Genomic DNA, 15,712 nt, shown 5'->3' with positions numbered 1-15,712 from the left:
GTCGACCTGGCCAGCCCGGCCCGCCGCGCCCCCCGCCCGGCCGAGCCCAAGCGCGCGCCCGCCGCGGCCCGGACCAGGGAACCACGCGGCGGCCGCAACGCCGCCCCGCGCGAGGCCGAACCCGCGCGCACCCCCCGACGCAGGCCCGACCCGCAGCCGCACCCCCAGCCCACGGTGCGCTACCGCGATCGCGCCGACACCGGCCGCACCGAACGGCGCAGGCCCGACAACGTGTGAGTAGAAAGGAATCCCCCGCCGCGACCACGCGACGGGGGATTCCTTTTGTCTATCGGTCCTCGGGTCAGCCCTGGGTCGCGGCGTCGCGACGCGACGCGCGCAGCTCACGCGGCAGCGCGAACACCAGGGTCTCGTTGGCCGTGGTCACCGGCTGCACCTCGCCGAAGCCGTGCTCGGCCAGCAGATCGAGGACACCGGTCACCAGGATCTCCGGGACCGACGCGCCCGAGGTGATGCCGATCGTGCGCACACCCTCGAGCCAGGCGAGGTCGACCTCGCGGGCGTAGTCGACCAGGTACGCGGCCCGCGCGCCGGCGCCGAGGGCGACCTCGACCAGCCGCACCGAGTTGGAGGAGTTGCGCGAGCCGACCACGATCACCAGATCGCATTCGGGCGCCATCGCCTTCACTGCGGTCTGCCGGTTGGAGGTGGCGTAGCAGATGTCGTCGCTGGGCGGATCCTGCAGCGTCGGGAAGCGTTCGCGCAGCCGCTGGACCGTCTCCATGGTCTCGTCGACCGACAGCGTGGTCTGCGAGAGCCAGATCACCTTCGACGGATCGCGCACGGTGACCTTGTCCACCGAGTCGGGACCGTCGACCAGCTGCACGTGCTCGGGTGCCTCGCCCGCGGTGCCCTCGACCTCCTCGTGGCCTTCGTGGCCGATCAGCAGGATGTCGTAGTCGTCGCGGGCGAAGCGCTTGGCCTCCTGGTGCACCTTGGTGACCAGCGGGCAGGTGGCGTCGATGGTCCGCAGGTTCCGCTCGGCGGCGGTCTCGTGCACGATCGGCGCGACACCGTGGGCGGAGAACACGACCAGCGCGCCCTCGGGCACCTCGTCGGTCTCGTCGACGAAGACGACGCCGCGCTCACGTAGCGTCTCCACCACGTGCCGGTTGTGCACGATCTCCTTGCGTACGTAGATCGGCGCGCCGTGCTTTTCCAGCGCCTTCTCCACGGTCTCGACGGCGCGGTCGACGCCTGCGCAGTAGCCGCGCGGCTCGGCCAGCAGCACGCGCTTGCCACCGGCAGCGGACGCGCCCGCGGAGCGCGTGATACCGACGTTCAAGGGAATTGCCGAGGTCATAGTCCACAGCTTACGTGCGCCGCGCGGGCGGGATCAGGGCGGATGGAGGGGCGAAAGTCACATCAGGGCGGTCTGGACCTTTGCATCACAGGCGGTTTGCGGCAGGCTGGGACCATGTTCCGTCCTCCGTACCTGGCCCGGGTCGCCGCCGGTGCCGCTGTCTACGCCTTAGAAGAGACCCGGCGGCTGCCCGTCGCCGCGGTCAACTTCCCGATCACCGCGCTGAGCCGCGTGCTGCAGACCACCATGCACGTGCAGCAGTTCGTCACCAGCCTCGCGCTCAAGGGCGACGGCCTGTTCGAACGTCTGGGTTCGGCCCCGCAGGAGCAGCCCGCGTGGGCCACCTTCGACGAGGACGTCGCGCCCGAGCCGACCGTGGCCACCAACGGCCACGCCAGCCGCTTCGATCTGTTCGCCGAGGAGCTCCCGGCCGAGCAGGCCAACGGCAAGGTCACGCCCGCCTCGCTGCTGGTGCTCGAGTCCGAGGAGCCCGCCGAGGAGCCCGCGGCCGAGCCGGAGCCCGCGGAGGTGCAGGCTCCCGAGGTCGCCATCCGCTACGACTACCCGGCGATGACGCTGGCCCAGCTGCGCGCCCGGCTGCGCATGCTGACCGTCGAGGAACTGGCCCAGCTGCTGGCGTTCGAGCAGCAGACCCGCGCCCGCGCCCCGTTCGTCACCATGCTGACCAACCGGATCGCGACGGTCCAGGCCCAGTAGCCGCTCCCGCCTCCGCAGCGACCGCAATCCGCGCCGACGCGCCGGTTGCGGTCGCTTTTGTTTGTGTCGGTAGCGCCGCGTATACCTGACGTATGACTGAGGACGGCTCCGGCGCTTCCGCTCCGGCGGGCTCCGCCGAGGGCGCACCGGGCAGTTCGGCCGACCAGCCCTGGCCGGTGCGCTCGATCGCGGTGAAGGTCGCCCAGTGGATCGACCGGCTCGGCAGCGTGTGGGTGGAGGGCCAGGTCACCCAGATCAGCCTGCGCCCCGGCACCCGGACGGCGTTCCTGGTGCTGCGCGACACCTCGGCGGATATGTCGCTGTCGGTGACGTGTGATCCGGAGTTGTTGCGGCGCAGTCCCGTTCCGCTCACCGAGGGCAGCCGGGTGGTGGTCTACGGCAAGCTGCAGTTCTTCACCGGGCGGGGCACGCTGTCGCTGCGGGTCACCGAGATCCGGCCGGTCGGCATCGGCGAACTGCTCGCCCGGATCGAGCGACTCAAGGCGCTGCTGTCGGCCGAGGGGCTCTTCGATCCCCGACTCAAGCGGCCGTTGCCGTTTCTGCCCGGCACCGTCGGGCTGATCACCGGGCGCGCGAGCGCGGCCGAGCGCGATGTGCTGACCGTCGCCCAGACCCGCTGGCCCGCAGTGCGTTTCGTCGTGAAGAACACGGCGGTTCAGGGGCCGATGGCGGTACCGCAGATGCTGGAGGCGCTGGCCGCCCTGGATCGCGATCCGGCCGTCGACGTGATCGTGCTCGCCCGCGGCGGTGGCAGCACCGAGGACCTGCTGCCGTTCTCCGACGAGGCGCTGTGCCGGGCCATCGCGGCCGCGAAGACCCCGATCGTGAGCGCGATCGGGCACGAACCCGACGCACCGCTGAGCGATCTCGTCGCCGACGTGCGCGCCGCGACCCCGACCGACGCCGCCAAGCGGATCGTCCCCGACGCCGCCGCCGAACTCGCCGGTGTGCGCGAGATGCGGGCCCGCTCGGCCGCCGCGCTGCGCGGCTGGGTGCAACGCGAGACCCACATCATCGCCCAGTTGCGTTCGCGGCCGGTGCTCGCCGATCCCCTGCGCGAGCTGCGGCACCGCCATGACGAGGTGGAGCGGCTGCGGGTCGCGGCCCGGCGCACCGTCGAGCAGACGCTGCGCACCGAGTCGACCGCCACCGCGCACCTGCGCGAGAAGCTCACCGCCGTCGGCCCGGCCGCGACGCTGGCCCGTGGCTACGCTGTCGTGCAACGCGTCGCCGGACCGGAACGTCACGTGGTTCGCGCGATCGAGGACGCCCCGGCGGGCAGCCAGCTCCGCATCCGCGTCGCCGACGGCGCGGTCACCGCCGCCGCGCTCGGCACCCAGCGCCTGACACCCGCCACCGACGACAAGGGGAAATGATCGTGCCCGACGCCGGAACCGAGCCCACCGACACCCTCGCCGAGATCGCCGCCTTCGGCTACGAACGCGCCCGCGACGAACTCGTCAACGTGGTCAAGATGCTCGAGCAGGGCGGTCTCGATCTCGACGACTCACTCGCCCTCTGGGAGCGCGGCGAGGCCCTGGCCACCCGCTGCGAACAGCACCTGGCCGGCGCCCGCAAGCGGGTCGAGGACGCCATCTCGCACGCCGACGACGCGAGCGAGTAGCCGGGCAACGCCGCCTTTACGGCGACGAAACACGGTGCGGGCACCCTGGTGCGCACGTCTCGACAGCACTGGGAGGCACCGCGATGTCACGCACCGAAGCGCTGGCCCGACTGCGCACCGAACTCGGCGCGGTCGACCATTCCGTCGACACGCGCAGGCTGCGCACCAAGAGCCGGGACCGGTTCGCCCAGAGCCCGGTCCTGCGGGATCTGCTGCGCGGGCGCAATGCCGAGATCTTCATCGCCCCGCGCACCAAGGAGGAACTGCGCGTCGCCGTCGCGGCGTGCGCGCGGCATCGGGTCCCGATCACGGTGCGCGGCGCGGGATCGGGCCAGTTCGGTCAGGGCGTGCCGCTGTCAGGCGGCGCGGTGATCGATGTGACCGCCATCGCCGGTGTCGTCGGCTGGCACGGTGACCGGGCCAGGCAGCCACCCCGCAGCGTGCGCGCGCTGACAGGCACCGTCGTCGCCGACATCGACGCGACGATCCGCCCATCCGGCTGGGAGCTGCGCATGCACCCGTCGACCGCCCAGCAGGCCACGATCGGCGGCTACATCGCCGGCGGCCACGCGGGTGTCGGCAGCTGCCAGTGGGGCATCCTGCGCGACGCGGGCAATATCACCGCGCTCGAGGTGATGACGGTGGAGGAACAGCCTCGACTGGTCGAGCTGCGTGGCCGCGAGGTCAACACCGTGCACCACGCCTACGGCGCCAACGGCATCATCACCGAGGTCGAACTTCCCGTCGCGCCCGCCTGGGAATGGCACGAGCTGGTGATCTCGTTCCCGGAATTCGAGCAGGCCGCCCGGTTCTCGGTCGACCTGGGCACCAGCGACGGCGTGCTCAAGAAGGTCGTCTCCCCGCACGCGCACCCGCTCCCGCAGTACTTCCCCGGCCTGGCCGGGTTGGTCCCCGACGGCGCGGCGATGGTGCTGGTGCTGGCCGCGGTGCAGTCGGTGCCGAACGTGGAGGATCTGGTGCACGCGTGCGGCGGGCAGATCCGCTACCGCTGTCTCGAGGGCAAGGGCGTCTACGGCGTGCCGCTCTACGAGTTCACCTGGGGCCATTCGATGCTGCACTACCAGCGCCGCAACCCGAAGCTCACCGGGTTGATGGCGCTGTTCCCGCCCGCGGACCTCTACGAATCGATCGTGCGGGTGCACCGCGAGTTCGCCGACCTCGGACCGCTGCACGTGGAGATGAAGCGGATCGACGGCGGCCTGTCCTGCCAGGGCTCGCCGGTGTTCGAGTACGAGAGCCGGGCGCAACTCGCCGCGATCACCGAGCGGTTGCAACGGGCCGGGCTCTCGATCGCCAACCCGCACACGCCGGTGCTCGGCGCGGGCGGCATGAAGCCGTGGGGACCGCGGGAGATCGCGACCAAACGCGCCTTCGACCCGCACGGCCTGCTCGCCCAGGGCAAGGTCGACGACGTGCTCGCCACCGATGTCATCACGACCTCGACGGCCCTGCCCACCTCCGGCTGGACCTATCGGCTCAGCGACACCTCCCGCCGCTGAGCTACTTCGACAGCGGCTGCGCGGCGGTGATGGCCCGCGCCAGCGTGGTGAACGCGGCCTCGTTGCCCGCGCCGGTGATCAGGATCCGGACGCCGCCCAGATCGGTGATCCAGGCGGTCTCCTCGGTCGGCTCGGTGTAGACGACCCACTTCTGCCCGTCGACGTCCTGGGTGCCGGTGGCGTAGCGCGAGCCGAGCACATGCCGGGACAGGGCTTCCTCGGAAGCGGAGGTCTGCGAGTACCGCATGTAGGCGCCCTGCGGGGTCAGGAAGCCGACGGTGCTGACCGGGCCGCCGCCCGCGGTGACGATCGTGTCGCGGCTGCCCGAGTTGGACACCCAGTCCTGCGGCAGGTCCGGCTTGCGGATTGCGAACGGCAGGGTCTTGGCATCGGACTTCAGCGCCGCGTCGACGTCGAAATGCGGCACCTGACCTTGGGTCGGACCATTCGTCGCGACCGTGCACTGGCTCGCCGCGCCCGCCAGCACGATCGCGATCAGCACCAGCGGAATCAGCGACCAGAACAGGTCGCGATAGTCGTTGAAGATCCGGTGCTTCTGCTGGGCCACGGCTACCAGTATCCACTCGGGCTCTGACCAGGCCGCCGACGGGGCAGCGCAGGTCGTGCACGGGCGTGCCGATCCTAATGCGACAATTGCCCCCGTACACCAACGCCCAAGGAGGCACTTCGCAATGACGGCATCATCGCCCGCCCCCAGCCGCCGCGAGGCACCCGACCGTAACCTCGCACTCGAGCTGGTCCGAGTCACCGAGGCAGGCGCGATGGCAGCGGGCCGCTGGGTCGGCCGCGGAGACAAGGAAGGTGGCGACGGCGCGGCCGTCGACGCCATGCGCCAGCTCGTCAGCTCCGTCTCCATGAAGGGCGTCGTCGTCATCGGCGAAGGCGAGAAGGACGAAGCGCCGATGCTGTACAACGGCGAGGCGGTCGGTGACGGCACCGGGCCCGACGTCGACTTCGCCGTCGACCCGATCGACGGCACCACGCTGATGTCGAAGGGCTCCCCCGGCGCCATCTCGGTGCTCGCGGTCGCCGAGCGCGGCGCCATGTTCGACCCGTCGGCCGTGTTCTACATGCACAAGATCGCCGTCGGCCCCGACGCCGCCGGTTCGATCGACATCACCGCCCCGATCGGCGAGAACATCCGCCGCGTCGCCAAGGCCAAGCGGTCCTCGGTCTCCGACCTCACGGTCTGCATCCTGGACCGCCCCCGCCACGCCGAGATCATCCAGCAGACCCGCGACGCGGGCGCCCGCATCCGGCTCATCTCCGACGGTGACGTCGCCGGCGCCATCGCGGCCGCGCGCCCCGAGTCCGGCGTCGACATCCTGGTCGGCATCGGCGGCACCCCCGAGGGCATCATCGCCGCCGCCGCGCTGCGCTGCCTCGGCGGTGAACTCCAGGGCATGCTCGCCCCCAAGGACGACGAGGAGCGCCAGAAGGCCATCGACGCGGGCCACGACCTGGACCGCGTCCTGTCCACCACCGACCTGGTCGCGGGCGAGAACGTCTTCTTCTGCGCCACCGGCGTCACCGACGGCGACCTCCTGCGCGGCGTCCGCTACTTCGGCGGCGGCGCCTCCACCCAGTCGATCGTCATGCGCTCCAAGTCCGGCACCGTCCGCATGATCGACGCCTACCACCGCCTCACCAAGCTCCGCGAATACTCCTCCGTCGACTTCGACGGCGACGACAGCGCCAACCCGCCCCTCCCGTGATGTGACGGGCCGCGCACCCCGGTGCGCGGCCCCGTCCTTGATCGATCCCTGCACGGTTCACTACGGTGGCTCGCAGGGGTACCAGGGGATGGGGGAACCGACATGAGTGTCATCGACGTGGATTCGGGGCGATTACGCTCGGAGATCGCCGCGTTCTACGCCGGTTTCGGGGCACCGGCCGAGCTGACGGCAGCCTTCGAATCCTCGGCCCTGCTCGTGCCGTTGATCGGCCCCGACGATCGGGTCTACACACTCGAATCCGGTGGGTTGCAGTGGTTGTGCGCCTTCACCGGCGTCGCCGAATACGCGCATTTCCTGACGACTCGCGGCGTCCTCGCCGAGCAGGAATACCGATTCCATACTTTCCTCGGCAGCCGCCTGCGTGATTTCGCCGCAGCTCGAACGGCCCCGACCGGCGTCGCGATCGACATGCTCTCCGCGGCACCCATGGTCTTCCCGCCGCCGGCATCCGAAGAATCGACGACCCGGCACGGGCACGACTGATGTCGGACCTGAATATCGATCCGGCTTCTCAACGATCGGGCAACACCGCTCGGTTTCGCTGGACAGTACTTCGACCACGAAACAGGCTTCTACCAAAATCACTATCGATACTACGATCCAGGAACAGGTCGATTTACCTGCGGAGACCCACTCGGGCTCGCTCCCGATACGAATAGCTACTCATATCCACGAAATCCGACTCGTTGGGTCGATCCATTGGGCCTCACTCCCTACGACCAAGCGACACCGAGACCCGGAGAAGCTGTCGTCCACCTGGACACCGATAACAAACACGCCCTGATCTCCGTGACCGACAGCGACGGCACGCTTCTTCGCACCGAGCAGTGGGGTGGCGTGAGAAATCCCGACAACGGAGTTGGCGAGTTTGACATCAACAGCTTGGGTTCCTCCATCCACCTCAGATTCGAGCTCGATAGCCCGAGCGGCGCCATGGCATACGCCGAAACGATGATGACGCGAAGCGTAGGAAAAGGCACGTATCCACCATATGACTTAGACTATCAGAGCTGCGTCACCTACTGCGCAAATGTTCTCCGCGCAGGTGGATTGAGCATTCCCGACGGAATGAACACACTAAAGCTCACAGAGTGGTTTTGGGCCAATTCTAAGTAGCCGATCACGCAGATACAACTAAGTTTTGCAGCACGACGCACACTTCACGGAAGAAGAGGAGTAAGAATGAGCGAAGGACCGGGTTACAGGCATCCAGTCGGAGCCGAGCTCAACGGGAAAGTGGAATCACTCACAGACATGAAGGCCATCATCGACCTAAATCCCGACGGAGCCGGCGAGATTCGACCCCCATACCTGGACACTTTCTCGTCGCAACCTGGTGAAGAGATTGCAGTAATCGTCACAGGATTCCACACCGCTACCAACCGATACGCGGTTCGCCCCAAAGGTGATATACCGATAGAAACTCGAGTCGAGCTCATGCGAGAGCATACAGACTCCGTTACTTCCATGATCGGAGATGGTGCTTCTTTGAGTCGCATCATCGACACGGTTTCAAAAGATGTTCCATTCTCATTGAATATTCGGTTCCTTAGGATACTTCTGTCGGGCGCGGCGTCAATCGACGCTTGGGATATCGGTACACTCACAATGGGGTTCGACAGCAACCAAGCACTCTCCCATTCCGTGATAGACGAGCTGGAAAAACGATGGTCGAATCTAATTGGCGATCAGACCACTAGATAGCAGAAACATCTAATGCACAGTCGATCTCACAGAGTGAAGCGGGTCTTCACCGAACGCCTCTATGACGCGACCATGGGGGGAGGAGCATGCAGACCCTCCACCGCACAGGCAGAACTCTTACGACCGATACGGGTCCACCAGACTGATCGGGGTTCGGGCCGTCTCCAGTACGTTCTGCGGAAAGCTCTCCCCTGCAATGTAATAGCGTGCCCTCGTACGCCCGACTGGCTGCAAGATGCCGCGCTGCGCCAATGCCTTCAGATCTCGCTGGGCCTGCTGCACGCTCAGCCCTTCGCTCAGTCCGTACCGCGACCTGCGAACTCGGCCTGCCATCGCCACATCATGGAGCGCGGACAGGGTCCGTTCGTCGAGTCCGGTTTTCGCCGCGAACTCCGACGATTGTTCCCACACCCTCCCTGATCGCTCGAACCTCGCGTGCACGGTTTGTGCCTGCTGGTGATAGGCGAGCAGATTGAAGGTGATCCATTCGGAGACGTCCTGATCCGGTCGGTAGCGCGCCCCGCGGCGGTCCAGCACCTGGTAGTACTCCCAGGTGTTTCCCGGGCGGCCGAGCCACGCCTCGATCGACGAGAATTCCGGCGCAAGTACACCTTCCCGTGCGATCAGCAAGGTTTGCAGGGACCGCGACATCCGGCCGTTGCCGTCACACCAGGGGTGAATCGATACCAGGTTGAGGTGCGCCATGGCGGCGCGCACGAGGGCGTGCGTGTCGTCAGGGCTGTTCAGCCACGCCACCAGTTCATCCGCAAGAGCAGGTACCTCGACGGCATCGGGAGCGGTGTAAGCCGCGATACCGGGGTCCCGCGCGTCGGTGACATAGACCGGACCGGAACGCCACTGACCGGCGGGCTTGCGTGAAGTGTGCCGGTGGCCCTGCAGGATCCAGTGCAGTGCGTTCAGCTGCCCCTTACTGAAACGGAAGTCCGGGGCATCATGCAGCGTTTGCAGGTAGGTCATCATCCGCTGGTAAGCGAGCGTCTCCTCGCGATTCTCGTCGGACACATCGACGTCCTGCTCACCGGCCATCAGGTCCTCGACGTCTACGGTGGAGACCTTGAATCCCTCGATCGAGTTCGATGCCGCCACCGCGTCAGCGGTGAGGAATTTCCGCAGCCCGCCGGTCCACTTCGCCGGAACGGCCTGCACCTGGTGCCGCAGTCGTTCCCGCATGCTGTCGACCTCGGCCAGCACCTTCTTGTCCTGGTCGTTCAGCTGCGGCGTGGGGAACAACATCACTCAATGATGCATTGACGCGATCATTACGTCAAAGCTGGCCATGTACCGAGCTGCAATGCGCGGCCGATCTCGCGCCTGGACCAGCATCGCCCACCGGATATTCCGCACAGGTGTGTGGGATTTTCCGCTGGTGTGCCGACACCATTCGCACTGATCTCGTCCTAGGGTCGAGGCATGGCTGATGACGACGTGCAGTACCGCATCGAGCACGACACGATGGGTGAGGTTCGGGTTCCGGTCGACGCGCTGTGGCGGGCGCAGACGCAGCGGGCCGTGGAGAACTTCCCGATCAGTGGGCGGGGGTTGGAGCGGGCGCAGATCCGGGCGCTGGGGCTGTTGAAGGCCGCTTGTGCGCAGGTCAACAAGGATCTGGGGTTGCTGGATCCGGGGAAGGCGGAGGCGATCATCGCGGCGGCGAACGAGATCGCCGCGGGGCGCCACGATGATCAGTTCCCGATCGATGTGTTCCAGACGGGGTCGGGGACCAGTTCCAATATGAACGCCAACGAGGTGATCGCCTCGATCGCGGCGCGCAACGGGGTGACCGTGCACCCCAACGACGACGTGAACATGTCGCAGTCGTCCAACGACACCTTCCCCACCGCCACGCATCTGGCCGCCACCGAGGCCGTCATCACCGATCTCGTGCCCGCGCTGGAGCATCTGCGGCTGGCGCTGCTGGACAAGTCGGATCAGTGGCGCACGGTGGTGAAGTCGGGCCGCACGCATCTGATGGACGCGGTGCCGGTGACGCTGGGGCAGGAGTTCGGCGGGTACACCCGACAGATCGAGGCGGGGATCGAGCGGGCGCTGGCCACACTGCCACGGCTGGGCGAATTGCCGATCGGCGGTACCGCGGTCGGCACCGGGCTCAACGCGCCCGCCGGTTTCGGCGCGAAGGTGGTCGCGGAACTGGTGCGCAGCACCGGAATCGACGCCCTGCGGGAGGCGAAGGACCACTTCGAGGCGCAGGCGGCGCGCGACGGGCTGGTCGAGGGCTCCGGTGCGCTGCGCACCATCGCGGTCAGCCTGACCAAGATCGCCAACGACATCCGCTGGATGGGGTCGGGTCCGCTGACCGGGCTCGGCGAACTCCAGCTGCCGGACCTGCAGCCGGGTAGCTCGATCATGCCCGGCAAGGTGAATCCCGTGCTGCCCGAAGCGGTGACGCAGGTCGCGGTGCAGGTCGTCGGCAACGATGCCGCCATCGCCTTCGGCGGCGCGAGCGGCGCCTTCGAGCTCAATGTCTACATCCCGGTGATGGCGCGCAACCTGCTGGAGTCGATTCGCCTGCTGGCCAACGTCTCTCGGTTGTTCGCCGACAAGTGCGTCGTCGGCTTGGTCGCGAACGAGGAGCACCTGCGCACCCTGGCCGAATCGTCCCCGTCGATCGTCACCCCGCTCAACTCGGCCATCGGCTACGAGGAGGCCGCCGCCGTCGCCAAACAGGCGCTGCGCGAGAAGAAGACGATCCGCCAGACCGTCATCGACCGCGGCCTGACGCCGGGCAAGCTCTCGGTCGAGGAACTCGACAGCAAGCTCGACGTGCTGGCGATGGCCAACGTGGATCGCGACTCCTGACACGGCGAAGGGCCGTCACCTCGTCGAGGTGACGGCCCTTCGTCCGAAAGATCAGGCCAGGTGCGCCAGTTCGGCGCGGGCCTTCTCGCCTTCTTCGCTCAAGTCGGTGCGGGTGAAGATGCTCCAGCGCTGCAGCAGCGGCTTGAACACCAGCTCGCCTTCCTTGGCGGGATCGTAGATGCCCGCTTCGGCCAGCGCTTCGTCGCTGGAACCGCCGCCGGGCAGGTCGACGTGCGGGACCCGGAAGGCGGCGACCTGGTCGGCGATCGCGCGCACGCCCTGGTCGGGGACCAGGTCGAGGGCGGCGCCGACGAGGACGGCGAAGAACTCGGCCTGCAGTTCGTCGTCGGCGGCCAGCTTCTCGGCCAGCGCGGTGACGATCGGGTTCTCGCCGAGCGCGGCGGTGTTGCGGTGCCGGACGGCGGCGGCGAGCTCTTCGAACGCGCAGGTGGCCAGCACCTCGATCAGGTGCAGCGGCGGGCGGTTGAAGCCCTCGGTCATGTGCGCCATGCGGGCCCGCTCGAGCGCGACCGGGTCCACCGCGCGAGTCACCATCAGGTAGTTGCGGATCAGGATCTCGTGGCGGTTCTCCTCGGCCGTCCACCGGCCGACCCAGCGCCACCACGGACCGGTGCGCAGATGCTTGCCGAGCTCCCGGTGGTAGGACGGCAGGTTGTCGGCGACCAGGACGCTCACCGTCAGCGCGAGCTTGGCGGTGTCGCTCAGCTCGGACTGCTCGGGGGTCCAGTCGGTGCCGCCGAGGAAGGCGAAGTTGCGGCCGTCCGCCCAGGGCACCATGTCGTGCGGCTGCCAGCCCTCGGCCGCCTCGATGTGCCGCGCCAGGTTGGTTTCCACCACGTCCGCGAGCGAATCCAGCAGCTCACGGTCGGTCAAAGTTTTCTGCACCCCGACAACATAGTGGTTCGGCCGTCGGCGCGGGGACCTACGGGGCGATCGGGTCCCCACGCCGGGCCGGACGCACGAGCTACTTCTTGGTCACCGTGGTCTCACCGTTGACCCAGACGATGGTGCCACCGGTGAACTCGCTCTGCTTGCCGCCGTTGGCGGTGTTGGTCTCGTCGGTGGTCGGGTAGCCGAGCGGACCGTTGGCGCCGCCCTCGTCCTCCCAGGTCTCCCGGATGTCGCCCCAGACGATGTGGGCGCCGGAGTCGCGGCTCCAGTAGATCGTGCCACCGGTGAAGTCCTGGTACTGGCCGCCGTTCGGGCCGCTCTCCTGGGCTTCTTCCGGCATCCCGAGCGGGCTGCTCGCGCCGCCCGCGGCGACATACTTCTTGTAGACCTCGCCGGAGACGGTGATGTCGCCGTTCGGGGTGGAGATGGTGGTCGAGCCACCGGCAGCCGTCGCGGAGGTGCTGGGCGAGCCCGCCTCGGGCGTCGTGGTCATCCCGCCTTCGCCGGGCGTGGTGGTCATCCCGCCTTCCCCGGCGGTGGTGGTCGTCCCGGCGCCGCCCATGACCGAGGTCACGGTGCCGACGGTGTCGTTGGCCTTGTCCTTGTCGTCGTCGCTGCAACCCGCGGCGAGCAACAGTCCGGCGGCGGCGAGGATCGCGGCGCTTCCGGCGGCAGTACGTCGAGCGAAGTGGTTCATATCCATCCTCTCGCGAGTGGCCCCCCCGGGGGCACGCCCCCGGAATGGAGCCTGGCCGACATCCGCAACGGCCCGGCGGAACATTGTTCGCCGAGCCGTTGCTGGATTGGTGTCGCCGCGGATAATACCCACAGTTCGCCGTAATCAAACGGATTCAGGCCGTGACGCGGCCCGATTGCCGGAGGATCAGGCGTTCGGTCCGTACTCCTCGAGCATCTCGGTCACCAGCGCCGCGATCGGCGAGCGCTCGGAACGGGTGAGCGTGATGTGCGCGAAAAGCGGGTGTCCCTTGAGCTTCTCGATCACCGCGGCGACGCCGTCGTGCCTGCCGACCCGCAGATTGTCGCGCTGGGCGACATCGTGGGTGAGCACGACGCGCGAACCGGTGCCCAGCCGGCTCAGCACCGTCAGCAGCACGTTGCGCTCGAGCGACTGCGCCTCGTCGACGATCACGAAGGAATCGTGCAGCGAGCGCCCCCGGATGTGGGTCAGCGGCAACACTTCGAGCATGTCGCGGCTGAGCACCTCCTCCATCACCTCGCGGCTGGCCAACCCGTCGAGCGTGTCGAAGACGGCCTGAGCCCACGGGCCCATCTTCTCGCTCTCCGAACCGGGCAGGTACCCCAGTTCCTGGCCGCCCACCGCGTACAGCGGCCGGAACACGACCACCTTGCGCTGGGTCCGCCGCTCCAGCACGGCCTCCAGACCGGCGGTCAGCGCGAGCGCCGACTTGCCGGTGCCCGCCCGGCCGCCCATCGACACGATGCCGATGCTCTCGTCGAGCAGCAGATCGAGCGCGATCCGCTGTTCGGCCGAGCGGCCGTGCAGGCCGAACGCCTCTCGCTCACGGACCAGCTGGACCCGCTTGTCGGCGGTGACCCGGCCCAGCGCGCTGGAGCTGCTGCCCAACAGCCGGATCCCGGTGTGGCAGGGCAGTTCCCGCGCCTCGTCCAGGTCGATCACCGAATCGGCGTAGAGCTGGTCGATCTGGGAGCCCGCGACGTCGAGTTCGACCATGCCGCTCCACCCCGAGGTCACCACGTCCTGGGCGTGGTACTCGTCGGCGGACAGGCCGACCGCGCTGGCCTTGACCCGCAGCGGGATGTCCTTGGACACCAGCACCACGTCCTCGCCCTCGGCCGAGAAGTTCAGCGCGCAGGCCAGGATGCGGGAATCGTTGGTTTCCGAACGGAATCCGGCGGGCAACACCGACGGATCGGTGTGGTTGAGCTCCACCTGCAGGGTGCCGCCCTCGGTGCCGATCGGCAGTGCCTGGTCGAGCCTGCCGTGGTTGACCCGCAGGTCGTCGAGCATCCGCAGAGCTTCCCTGGCGAACCAGCCGAGTTCGTGGTGGTGTCGCTTGGCCTCCAATTCACTGATCACGACCAGCGGTAGAACCACCTTGTGTTCGCCGAACCTGGTGACGGCCCAGGGATCCGAGAGCAGAACCGAGGTGTCGACGATGAAAGTCTTGCGACCGGAACGCGAGGGGCGGACCCCCTTCTTCGAGGCCGAGGCCGTGTGCATCGCGGGGGCGGAAACGGAGCGTGCAGCAGTCACGGTGGGCTCCTTATGTGTTCGCACGGCACCCGCGCGAACGATCTCGCTGGACCGGTCCGTCCTGGTAGGCGGTGACGCGCTGGTCAACCGCCACGAGGGCCGGGTGCCGGCCCTCTCGCACTGAGTTGCTCAGTCACGGTCAGGACCTCCCGTACGAGTCACACCGACGCGACCCGCATCACCGACGCTACCGTCCAACTCCCGGCCGCGCTGCCGGACAGCCGGACGTGTCCGTGAATTTGTCGTTAACCGGCACCGACGCGACGGATCCGCGCCAGGTGAGTCGCCGAGCGCTAGAGTCGAGACATGGCCGAAGACCAGGATCTGGAGAAACTGTCGTCGAAGGAACTGCACGATCGCGCGGTGAAGACGGCCGTGCGGCGCGGCGACGTGAAGTTCCTGTGGAACCTGCTCAAGTCGATCCCGGCGGCCCAGGCCGAAGCGGGCGACCTCGGCGAGAGCGAGGCCGACATCAAGTACGTGCTGCCGATGATCGACGACTACATCCACGCGGGCGACGGCAAACTGGCCGACGTTTTGCGCCCGACCTACCTGGACTACCTGAGCAAGCACGGGTAGCCCCGGGTGGGACTCAGCGGCGCAGCACCGCCCGCGCCGCGCCGACGACAGTGCCGCGCAGCACGTTGCCCATGCTGAAGTGGTCGTCCCACAGCACGATCCGGCCCGCGCGCAGTTCGAAGGTGCCGCTCACCCAGAAGCCGATCTTCACCGGTCCGGCGCGCAGGTAGTCGGTGCGGTCGGTGAGCACGATGTCACCGTCCGCGGCGATGTGGTGCATGTCCGCCGAGAACCCCAGCTGCGGCCGGCTCAGGCCACGCAATACCGCGGCGACCCGGTCCTTGCCGCGGACCGACGGCAGGCCGGTGTTCTTCCAGACGATCGCCGGATCGAGCAGCTCGAGCGCCTCGTCGACGGCGTCGAGTTCGAGCGCGCCGAAGAACTCGCGCACGACGGTGACAGCATTGTCCGGCAGTCCCGGTTCGTCGGTCATGAGGCGAGCCTAGGGGGTTCGCGGTTCCC

General features: G+C 68.0%; 17 protein-coding genes and 2 pseudogenes. 12 read left to right on the top strand and 7 right to left on the bottom strand.

The features are described from left to right. Window positions 1-237: pseudogene (locus ATM97_RS20125) on the top strand (hypothetical protein); the annotation flags it as partial. 64 nt (window positions 238-301) lie between these two features. On the opposite strand, the gene ATM97_RS20120 reads toward ATM97_RS20125, so the two are convergent. After that, a complete protein-coding gene (locus ATM97_RS20120) occupies window positions 302-1,321 on the bottom strand; it encodes a 4-hydroxy-3-methylbut-2-enyl diphosphate reductase (protein ID WP_218719572.1) in 1,020 nt (339 codons plus the stop codon). Window positions 1,322-1,435: 114 nt separating this feature from the next. Between ATM97_RS20120 and ATM97_RS20115 the strand changes: the two genes are divergently transcribed. From ATM97_RS20115 to ATM97_RS20100, 4 genes are all read left to right on the top strand, one after another. Beyond that, entirely contained in the window at window positions 1,436-2,038 is a 603-nt protein-coding gene (locus tag ATM97_RS20115) for a lipid droplet-associated protein (protein ID WP_218719571.1), read from the top strand. Between the two features lie 92 nt (window positions 2,039-2,130). Further along, entirely contained in the window at window positions 2,131-3,435 is a 1,305-nt protein-coding gene (gene xseA, locus ATM97_RS20110) for an exodeoxyribonuclease VII large subunit (protein WP_218719570.1), read from the top strand. Next, complete coding sequence (locus tag ATM97_RS20105; protein ID WP_218719569.1) at window positions 3,432-3,683, top strand: exodeoxyribonuclease VII small subunit; 252 nt, start codon at window positions 3,432-3,434, stop codon at window positions 3,681-3,683. Before xseA ends, ATM97_RS20105 begins: the two co-directional genes overlap by 4 nt. A gap of 83 nt (window positions 3,684-3,766) precedes the next feature. Further along, window positions 3,767-5,203, top strand: coding sequence for an FAD-binding oxidoreductase (locus ATM97_RS20100; RefSeq protein WP_218719568.1), 1,437 nt, complete (start codon window positions 3,767-3,769; stop codon window positions 5,201-5,203). A 1-nt stretch (window position 5,204) separates the two neighbouring features. Here the strand turns inward: ATM97_RS20100 and ATM97_RS20095 are convergent, their stop codons facing one another. Beyond that, on the bottom strand, window positions 5,205-5,771 hold the full coding sequence (locus tag ATM97_RS20095; protein ID WP_218719567.1) for a DUF4245 domain-containing protein: 567 nt from the start codon (window positions 5,769-5,771) through the stop codon (window positions 5,205-5,207). A 124-nt stretch (window positions 5,772-5,895) separates the two neighbouring features. On the opposite strand from ATM97_RS20095, the gene glpX reads away from it, so the two are divergent. The 5 genes and pseudogenes from glpX (at window position 5,896) to ATM97_RS20075 (ending at window position 8,664) form a co-directional block, all read left to right on the top strand. After that, the gene (gene glpX / locus ATM97_RS20090; protein ID WP_218719566.1) at window positions 5,896-6,939 is read left to right on the top strand and encodes a class II fructose-bisphosphatase; all 1,044 of its coding nucleotides are present in this window, start codon (window positions 5,896-5,898) and stop codon (window positions 6,937-6,939) included. Window positions 6,940-7,041: 102 nt separating this feature from the next. Continuing rightward, window positions 7,042-7,443, top strand: coding sequence for an SseB family protein (locus ATM97_RS20085; RefSeq protein ID WP_218719565.1), 402 nt, complete (start codon window positions 7,042-7,044; stop codon window positions 7,441-7,443). A gap of 12 nt (window positions 7,444-7,455) precedes the next feature. After that, a pseudogene (locus tag ATM97_RS35065) lies at window positions 7,456-7,656 on the top strand (RHS repeat-associated core domain-containing protein); the annotation flags it as partial. Window positions 7,657-7,749: 93 nt separating this feature from the next. Then, entirely contained in the window at window positions 7,750-8,076 is a 327-nt protein-coding gene (locus ATM97_RS34520; protein ID WP_255588084.1) for a hypothetical protein, read from the top strand. Between the two features lie 66 nt (window positions 8,077-8,142). Then, window positions 8,143-8,664, top strand: coding sequence for a hypothetical protein (locus ATM97_RS20075; protein ID WP_218719564.1), 522 nt, complete (start codon window positions 8,143-8,145; stop codon window positions 8,662-8,664). Between the two features lie 117 nt (window positions 8,665-8,781). Here the strand turns inward: ATM97_RS20075 and ATM97_RS20070 are convergent, their stop codons facing one another. Then, the gene (locus tag ATM97_RS20070) at window positions 8,782-9,918 is read right to left on the bottom strand and encodes a Fic family protein (RefSeq protein ID WP_255588083.1); all 1,137 of its coding nucleotides are present in this window, start codon (window positions 9,916-9,918) and stop codon (window positions 8,782-8,784) included. A 177-nt stretch (window positions 9,919-10,095) separates the two neighbouring features. Here ATM97_RS20070 and ATM97_RS20065 point away from each other — a divergent pair, with 177 nt between their 5' ends. Continuing rightward, window positions 10,096-11,502: a class II fumarate hydratase gene (locus ATM97_RS20065; RefSeq protein ID WP_218719563.1), complete on the top strand. Its 1,407-nt coding sequence runs from the start codon at window positions 10,096-10,098 to the stop codon at window positions 11,500-11,502. 51 nt (window positions 11,503-11,553) lie between these two features. Here the strand turns inward: ATM97_RS20065 and ATM97_RS20060 are convergent, their stop codons facing one another. The 3 genes from ATM97_RS20060 to ATM97_RS20050 form a co-directional block, all read right to left on the bottom strand. Beyond that, window positions 11,554-12,408 carry an acyl-ACP desaturase gene (locus tag ATM97_RS20060; protein WP_308248555.1) on the bottom strand — a complete coding sequence of 285 codons (855 nt, stop codon included), beginning with the start codon at window positions 12,406-12,408 and terminating at the stop codon, window positions 11,554-11,556. Between the two features lie 79 nt (window positions 12,409-12,487). Beyond that, window positions 12,488-13,111, bottom strand: a complete 624-nt coding sequence (locus ATM97_RS20055) for an LGFP repeat-containing protein (protein WP_255588082.1) — start codon at window positions 13,109-13,111, stop codon at window positions 12,488-12,490. A 186-nt stretch (window positions 13,112-13,297) separates the two neighbouring features. Further along, on the bottom strand, window positions 13,298-14,671 hold the full coding sequence (locus tag ATM97_RS20050) for a PhoH family protein (RefSeq protein WP_218719561.1): 1,374 nt from the start codon (window positions 14,669-14,671) through the stop codon (window positions 13,298-13,300). Between the two features lie 306 nt (window positions 14,672-14,977). Here ATM97_RS20050 and ATM97_RS20045 point away from each other — a divergent pair, with 306 nt between their 5' ends. Further along, entirely contained in the window at window positions 14,978-15,250 is a 273-nt protein-coding gene (locus tag ATM97_RS20045; RefSeq protein WP_218719560.1) for a hypothetical protein, read from the top strand. 13 nt (window positions 15,251-15,263) lie between these two features. Here ATM97_RS20045 and ATM97_RS20040 read toward each other — a convergent pair whose 3' ends face one another. Next, window positions 15,264-15,683, bottom strand: coding sequence for a limonene-1,2-epoxide hydrolase family protein (locus ATM97_RS20040; protein ID WP_218719559.1), 420 nt, complete (start codon window positions 15,681-15,683; stop codon window positions 15,264-15,266). Window positions 15,684-15,712: the final 29 nt, after the last annotated feature.

Source organism: Nocardia sp. MH4 (genome assembly GCF_019266065.1).
GTDB lineage: Bacteria > Actinomycetota > Actinomycetes > Mycobacteriales > Mycobacteriaceae > Nocardia > Nocardia canadensis.
Note: the sequence above shows the minus strand (reverse complement) of the source record. Positions and strands in the feature narration are given on the sequence as shown.

Coding starts and splice junctions, on each gene's coding strand:
- ATM97_RS20100 (WP_218719568.1), top strand. CDS start 3,767: ATGTCACGCACCGAAGCGCTGGCCCGACTGCGCACCGAACTCGGCGCG.
- ATM97_RS20120 (WP_218719572.1), bottom strand. CDS start 1,321: ATGACCTCGGCAATTCCCTTGAACGTCGGTATCACGCGCTCCGCGGGC.
- ATM97_RS20085 (WP_218719565.1), top strand. CDS start 7,042: ATGAGTGTCATCGACGTGGATTCGGGGCGATTACGCTCGGAGATCGCC.
- glpX (WP_218719566.1), top strand. CDS start 5,896: ATGACGGCATCATCGCCCGCCCCCAGCCGCCGCGAGGCACCCGACCGT.
- ATM97_RS20040 (WP_218719559.1), bottom strand. CDS start 15,683: ATGACCGACGAACCGGGACTGCCGGACAATGCTGTCACCGTCGTGCGC.
- ATM97_RS20105 (WP_218719569.1), top strand. CDS start 3,432: ATGATCGTGCCCGACGCCGGAACCGAGCCCACCGACACCCTCGCCGAG.
- ATM97_RS20045 (WP_218719560.1), top strand. CDS start 14,978: ATGGCCGAAGACCAGGATCTGGAGAAACTGTCGTCGAAGGAACTGCAC.
- ATM97_RS20070 (WP_255588083.1), bottom strand. CDS start 9,918: ATGTTGTTCCCCACGCCGCAGCTGAACGACCAGGACAAGAAGGTGCTG.
- ATM97_RS20075 (WP_218719564.1), top strand. CDS start 8,143: ATGAGCGAAGGACCGGGTTACAGGCATCCAGTCGGAGCCGAGCTCAAC.
- xseA (WP_218719570.1), top strand. CDS start 2,131: ATGACTGAGGACGGCTCCGGCGCTTCCGCTCCGGCGGGCTCCGCCGAG.
- ATM97_RS20065 (WP_218719563.1), top strand. CDS start 10,096: ATGGCTGATGACGACGTGCAGTACCGCATCGAGCACGACACGATGGGT.
- ATM97_RS20115 (WP_218719571.1), top strand. CDS start 1,436: ATGTTCCGTCCTCCGTACCTGGCCCGGGTCGCCGCCGGTGCCGCTGTC.
- ATM97_RS20055 (WP_255588082.1), bottom strand. CDS start 13,111: ATGAACCACTTCGCTCGACGTACTGCCGCCGGAAGCGCCGCGATCCTC.